Origin of the sequence: Phaeovulum molybdatiresistens, from assembly GCF_023544865.1 — a bacterium.
In the GTDB taxonomy this organism is placed as follows: Bacteria; Pseudomonadota; Alphaproteobacteria; order Rhodobacterales; family Rhodobacteraceae; genus Pontitalea.
Map to the genome: position 1 here is coordinate 25,973 of NZ_JAMJFX010000029.1, position 6,280 is coordinate 32,252.

A 6,280-nucleotide genomic window follows, 5' to 3' on the forward strand; every position below is an offset into this window, starting at 1 on the left:
AACATGACCACACGAACAGAAAAGGGACATCCCATGCGCATCTGCAACGATCTGGCCGAGGCGATCGGGAACACCCCGCTTGTCAAGCTGCGCCGCGCCTCGGAAATGACGGGCTGCACGATCCTGGGCAAGGCCGAGTTCATGAATCCCGGCCAGTCGGTCAAGGACCGCGCCGCGCTGTACATCATCCGCGATGCGGTGGCGCGCGGCCTGCTGAAACCCGGCGGCACGATTGTCGAGGGTACGGCGGGCAATACCGGCATCGGGCTGGCGCTGGTCGGCGCCTCGATGGGGTTCCGCACGGTGATCGTGATCCCGGAAACCCAGAGCCAGGAAAAAAAGGACATGCTGCGCCTGGCCGGGGCCGAACTGGTGCAGGTGCCCGCGGCGCCCTATTCCAACCCCAACAACTATGTGCGCTATTCCGGCCGCCTGGCCGCCGAACTGGCGCGGACCGAACCCAATGGCGCGATCTGGGCCAATCAGTTCGACAATGTCGCCAACCGGCAGGCCCATGTGGAAACCACCGGTCCCGAGATCTGGGACCAGACCGGGGGCAAGGTCGATGGCTTCATCTGCGCCGTGGGGTCGGGCGGGACGCTGGCGGGGGTGGCGATGGCGCTGCAGCCCAAGGGCGTGCAGATCGGCCTGGCCGATCCGGAAGGTGCGGCGCTGCACAGCTATTACACCGAAGGCGTGCTGAAGGCCGAAGGCTCCTCGATCACCGAGGGCATCGGGCAGGGGCGCATCACCGCCAATCTGGAAGGCATCCGCCCGGACATGAGTTTCCGTATCCCCGATGCCGAGGCGCTGCCGGTCGTCTTTGACCTGCTGGCGGACGAAGGGCTGTGCCTGGGCGGATCGTCGGGCATCAACGTGGCCGGCGCGATCCGCATGGCGCAGGAAATGGGGCCGGGGCACACCATCGTCACCATCCTGTGCGATTATGGCACGCGCTATCAGTCCAAGCTGTTCAACCCCGATTTCCTGCGCGCCAAGGGCCTGCCGGTGCCCGCGTGGCTGGACGGCCCGGGCCGCGCCATCCCCGAGGTGTATGAGGGATGATGCATCTGCTGCGGCTTGCCGCCGTTCTTCTGCTGCTGGCGCTGCCAGCGACCGCGCAAGAGGCCGAGGCCCCGGACTATGCCGTCTGGGAACGCGAGGCGCAGACGGTGCAGCAAGCCGTGGGCGACCCCGCCGTCGGCGATGAACGCCTGTCGCAGCTTCGCGCCGAGGTGGTCAAATGGCGCAACACCTTCACTGCGGCGCAGGGCGTCAATGCCGACCGGATCGAGACGGTGCGCGGCCAGATCCTGGCCCTGGGCCCGGCCCCCGCCGAAGGTGAAACCGAAGATCCCGCGATCGCGGCGCGCCGCGCCGAATTGGCCGAGACGCTGGCCAGCCTGCAGGCACCCCGCATCGCCGCAGCCGAAGCCGCGACCGAGGCCGACGGCCTGATCCGCAGCATCGATCGGCTGGTGCGTGAACGTCAGGCCGACAAGCTGTTGCGGCTGTCGCCATCGCCTGCAAATCCGGTCAACTGGCCCGCCGCAGTGTCACTGGTGCGCTGGATGGGCGCGTGGATCTATGACGAAACCGTCTGGCGCTTCACCCGGCCGATCAACATGGAAACCTTGCGCAACAATGCGCCGCTGGTCGCGGTGCTGGTGCTGGTGGCGGGGGTGCTGCTGACGCGGGGCGGGCACTGGATGGGCCAGCTGACGCAATGGCTTCTGGCCCGGACGCAGATGCGCGGGCGCGGGCTGATATCGGAACTGGTGTCGCTGGGGCAGGTGGTGCTGCCATTCCTGGGGGCGCTGATGCTGGCCACGGCGCTGGACAAGACCGGGATGTTCGGCCCGATCCTGCTGGCGCTGTTCGGGGCGCTGCCGGGATTGCTGCTGGTGGTTCTGGCGGGCTGGTGGCTGGGCGCGCGGGTCTTTGGTGCGGGCGCGGGCGCGCTGGCGCTGCCCGATGAGGCGCGGGGCGAGGGCCGCTTTCACGCGCTGACGATGGGCCTGGCGCTGGCGCTTTACGGATTGCTGCAGGAATGGATTGCGCCGCGCGCGCAGGATTATCTGGGCGGGGCAGGGACCATTCCCGCCGACAAGGCGCAGGAAGTGGCGCTGCGCGCGGATGCGGCGATGGCGGTGCTGTCGGTGCCGCTGCAGATCTTCGCCGCCCTGGCGCTATTCCGCATGGGGCAGTTGCTGCGCCGGCGCGCGGTGGCGGCGACCCGCGCGGGCGAGGATGCCGAATTCCGGCTCAAGCTGATGGCGTGGCTTGGCAATGCGACGATCGTGATTGCGGTGGTGGCGCCCGCGCTGGGGCTGATCGGCTATGTCAGCGCGGCCGATGCGCTGATCTGGCCCGCGATCATGACGCTGGCGGTGCTGGCGGTGGTGGGCCTGCTGCAGGGCTTTGTCGCCGAACTTTACGGCGTGCTGACCCGGCGCGAGGATCGCCTGGCCGAGGATCTGGTGCCGGTGATCGCGGGCTTCGTCCTGATCCTTCTGGCGTTGCCGGTGTTGGCGCTGATCTGGGGCGCGCGCCCCGAGGACCTTATGGAACTCTGGACCCAGGCGAAGGCCGGTGTCTCGCTGGGGGGCGTGCGGATTTCACCGATGGTCTTCGTGACCTTCGTGGTGGTCTTTGGCATCGGCTTTACCATCACGCGGCTGCTGCAGGGGGGCTTGCGCAGCTCGATCCTGCCCAAGACGCGGCTGGACAAGGGCGGGCAGAACGCCATCGTTTCCGGGGTCGGCTATCTGGGCATCTTCCTGGCCGCGATCCTGGCGATTTCCTCGGCCGGGATCGACCTGTCCTCGCTGGCCATCGTTGCGGGGGCGCTGTCGGTCGGCATCGGTTTTGGCCTGCAGAACATCGTGTCGAACTTCGTCTCGGGCATCATCCTGCTGATCGAACGCCCGATTTCCGAAGGCGACTGGATCGAGGTCGGCGGCCAGATGGGCACCGTCAAGGCAATCTCGGTGCGATCCACCCGGATCGAAACCTTCGACCGGACCGAGGTGATCGTTCCCAATGCCGATCTGGTCTCGGGGCAGGTCACGAACTGGACGCGGGGCAACCTGACGGGGCGGGTGATCGTGCCGGTCGGTGTGGCCTATGGCACCGATACCCGCCGGGTCGAAAAGATCCTGACCGAGATTGCGGAAAACAATCCGCTGGTGATGATGAACCCGCCGCCGCGCGTGCTGTTCACCGGGTTCGGCGCCGACAGCCTGAATTTCGAAATCCGCGCGATCCTGTCGGATGTGAATTTCGGCGTCTCGGTCAAGTCCGAGATGAACCACGAAATCGCCGCCCGCTTCGCCGCCGAGGGGATCGAGATCCCCTTTGCCCAGCGCGACGTCTGGCTGCGCAATCCCGAGGCCTTGCGCGCCGCCAGATCGGGCCCCGCCGGGCAAGCCAAGCCCGACCCGGCCGCCGAAAGCCAGCCCGGCTGACGCCGCCGAAAGGCGCGTCCCATGCTTCATGGTCTTCGGCTTTGCAGAAATATCCCGGGGGTCCGGGGGCAGGGCCCCCGGGCGCGCGTCATCAGGCGCGCGCCATCAGCCGTGATGATCCTCGGGCAGGCCCTCGCGCGACAGCAGGACCGCGACGGGCCGGAAGGTCGGTGACTGGGCACAGACGATCATCAGCGCCACCATGATCGGCACCGCCAGGAACATCCCCGGCAGCCCCCAGACCGCCCCCCAGAACGCCAGCGAGGCGATGATGCCAAAGGACGACAGCCGCAGCGCCTTGCCCATCAGCATCGGGTCGATGACATTGCCGATCACGAATTGCACGATCGCCACCGACACCAGAATGCCTAGCGCCGCGGATGGCTCTTGCGTCAGGATATAGACCGCCAGCGCCGCCACCCCCGTCGCGATGATCGACCCGATCGAGGGGATGAAGTTCAGCGCGAAGGTCAGCACCGCAACCGGCATCGCCAGCCCGAAGCCCCCCAGCTTGAAGATGAAGAACACCACCGTCGCCGTGACCGCGCTGACTGCGGCCTTGACCATCAGGTAATGGTTCACCCGCCGCATGATCGTGCCCACCGTGCGCGCTGCGCGCTCGGCGCGGACATGGTCGCCCAGCAGGCTTTCCAGCTTGGCATGAAACCAGACCCGTTCGGCGAACAGGAAGCCCACGAACAGGATGATCAGAACGGTCGCCGACAACAGGCTTGAGGCCTGCCCGGCCATCGCCGTCAGGTAACCCGCGATCTCGATGCTCTGGATCGAGGTCAGCACAGCCGCCTCGACATCCTCGCCCATCCATCGGAACAGTTCGGCAATGGCGCGCTGCGCAGGCCCGGCATAGGCCAGGATCATCGTCACCACCTCATTGGCCTGCGCCAGCAGGACCGCGCTGGCCGTCAGCAGGCCCGATGCGATCAGCGCCAGCGCCACCACCGAGGCCAGCCAGTTCGGCACCCGGATCGGTCCGATCTGCACCCGCGCGATCGCATTGATCGCTTCAGACGTCAGCGAGAACAGGATGATCGCTATCGCAAGCGAAATCAGGATGAAGCGCGCCTGCACCAGCAAGAACAGCACCAGCGCAAAGGCAATCAGCCCCAAAAGGATCGTGGGCAGGCGCATGGTCTCGCGCATCGTCGGTGCCCGGCGCAGCACATTCGGCCCGCTGTTGTCTTTCATCTTCGGTGCCATTCCGTCCTTGCAGGGCCAATCCCCGCCGTCATCTGCCCGCGCGCGCGCTTGCGCCGCGCCACGGTAAGGTCCGCGCCCGCCCATGACAAGCCCGCCCATGACAAGCCCGCACAGACCCCGCGTGCGCTGTCCCTTCCCCGATGGCACAATCAGCCCGTCATCGCGATAGCCGCCCGGAAATTCCAACGCCGGCTGGTGTGAAGTCGCTCGGCAGAGCCTATGCGCCAAACGCCCCGCGGCGCCCGGTCCCATCCCGACGGCAAATCCGCAATTCCCACGAACGCCCCCTTGCGCAACCCGCCCGTTTGCGGTTACAGAACGCCCCACGGAGAGGTGGCCGAGTGGTCGAAGGCGCACGCCTGGAAAGTGTGTAGGCGGGGAACCGTCTCGAGGGTTCGAATCCCTCTCTCTCCGCCACTTACCATTGAAAAATAAAGAAAATTTTAGGGTTTGGCAGATCTACCCGCCAAATCGCCCGCCATTGCTTTTGCGCTTGGCCGCGGCCAGTTGCGACAGTCTATAATCAAGATTCGGCGCTCCGCCCGATTGGCGTTTCGATGCGATCTTGGCCAATGTTCATCGAAAACCTCTCTCGAAGGTCGAGACATTGCAGTGCCGCCATGATCGTCCTCGGGTAAGTCATACACTCTTCCCGAGCGGAAAAGCTTATATCGATTAAGCCGCCTCGACCGAGTTCAGCCCCCTCACGATTTCGATGATCTGACTCGCTTGGTCCTTCGGGAACACGCCGACGATGCCCTGACTGTCGAAATCTGTGTAGGGACTTTCGTAGAAGTTCTTGGGATCGACAAAGCCCGTTTCAGCCAGCGCGTCGATGATCCGATCAAGGAACTCAAGCTGATCGGCAGTGAGTTGACGATCAGCGATGAAGCCGCTGAATGCCGCTTTTGCGGCGGCGCGATCCAGCCCGGTGAGGGAGCGGAGGAAGTGCGCCAACCCTTCCTCGGCCTTGATGGCAGCCAGATCTTCGGTTGCGACGATGCCGTGCTCCAATAAGAAGCGTTCGAGTTCTTCCAAGTCTTGCACGGTCAATGGCTCGGCTTTTCGGAGCTTGATCAGCGTGATGTGGTCCCTGTGAACCTCGATGAAACGGCGGACCTTCATCTTGAAACGCCCCTTATCCACGCCGGAACCAACATCGGGCAGGTGGACACCTTCCCCTTCACCGATCTCGTCCTCGAAGTCGGTAATGACGATCTTGCGCTCTGTCGGTTTGATCAGTTCGACCAAGTCCCTGAGGCGACGGCGAATGTCGTCCAGAATTTCGACGGTGACATCGACCCAAAACTCGTCGGTCTGCATGTCTAGGATCAGCGGCATCTGCTTGGCTACAAGCGGCACATTCGACAGGGCCTCCAACGCGGATGCGACGCTCACCATCCGCTTCTGGAGTTTTTCAAACCCAACATCACCTTCAAGCAGCAGTAGCTGTGCATTCAGCACGAGTAGGTCAAACTGCTTTGCCGGAAGTGGGTCGTCCTTATGAGCCGATGGCAGCCCTGGCCTGCTACCGGTTTCGTGGACAGCAGGTTAAGCTAGCATAGCGCGTGCCTCGAACTCCATGGGGCTGATGT

Annotated in this window: 4 protein-coding genes and 1 tRNA gene; 3 read left to right on the top strand and 2 right to left on the bottom strand. The window is 64.8% G+C overall.

Annotated features, from left to right (window positions below; genetic code table 11):
• Window positions 1–33 precede the first annotated feature (33 nt).
• Entirely contained in the window at window positions 34–1,065 is a 1,032-nt protein-coding gene (locus MXB90_RS15350) for a cysteine synthase A (protein ID WP_250046302.1), read from the top strand.
• Window positions 1,062–3,467, top strand: coding sequence for a DUF3772 domain-containing protein (locus MXB90_RS15355; protein WP_250046303.1), 2,406 nt, complete (start codon window positions 1,062–1,064; stop codon window positions 3,465–3,467). Before MXB90_RS15350 ends, MXB90_RS15355 begins: the two co-directional genes overlap by 4 nt.
• A 105-nt stretch (window positions 3,468–3,572) precedes the next feature.
• Here the strand turns inward: MXB90_RS15355 and MXB90_RS15360 are convergent, their stop codons facing one another.
• Window positions 3,573–4,673 (bottom strand): AI-2E family transporter, encoded by a 1,101-nt coding sequence (locus tag MXB90_RS15360; protein ID WP_250046304.1) that lies wholly within the window; start codon window positions 4,671–4,673, stop codon window positions 3,573–3,575.
• A gap of 339 nt (window positions 4,674–5,012) precedes the next feature.
• On the opposite strand from MXB90_RS15360, the gene MXB90_RS15365 reads away from it, so the two are divergent.
• Window positions 5,013–5,102, top strand: a tRNA-Ser gene (locus tag MXB90_RS15365).
• Window positions 5,103–5,360: 258 nt separating this feature from the next.
• On the opposite strand, the gene MXB90_RS15370 is transcribed toward MXB90_RS15365, so the two are convergent.
• Entirely contained in the window at window positions 5,361–6,149 is a 789-nt protein-coding gene (locus MXB90_RS15370; protein ID WP_250046305.1) for a type I restriction-modification enzyme R subunit C-terminal domain-containing protein, read from the bottom strand.
• Window positions 6,150–6,280 lie beyond the last annotated feature (131 nt).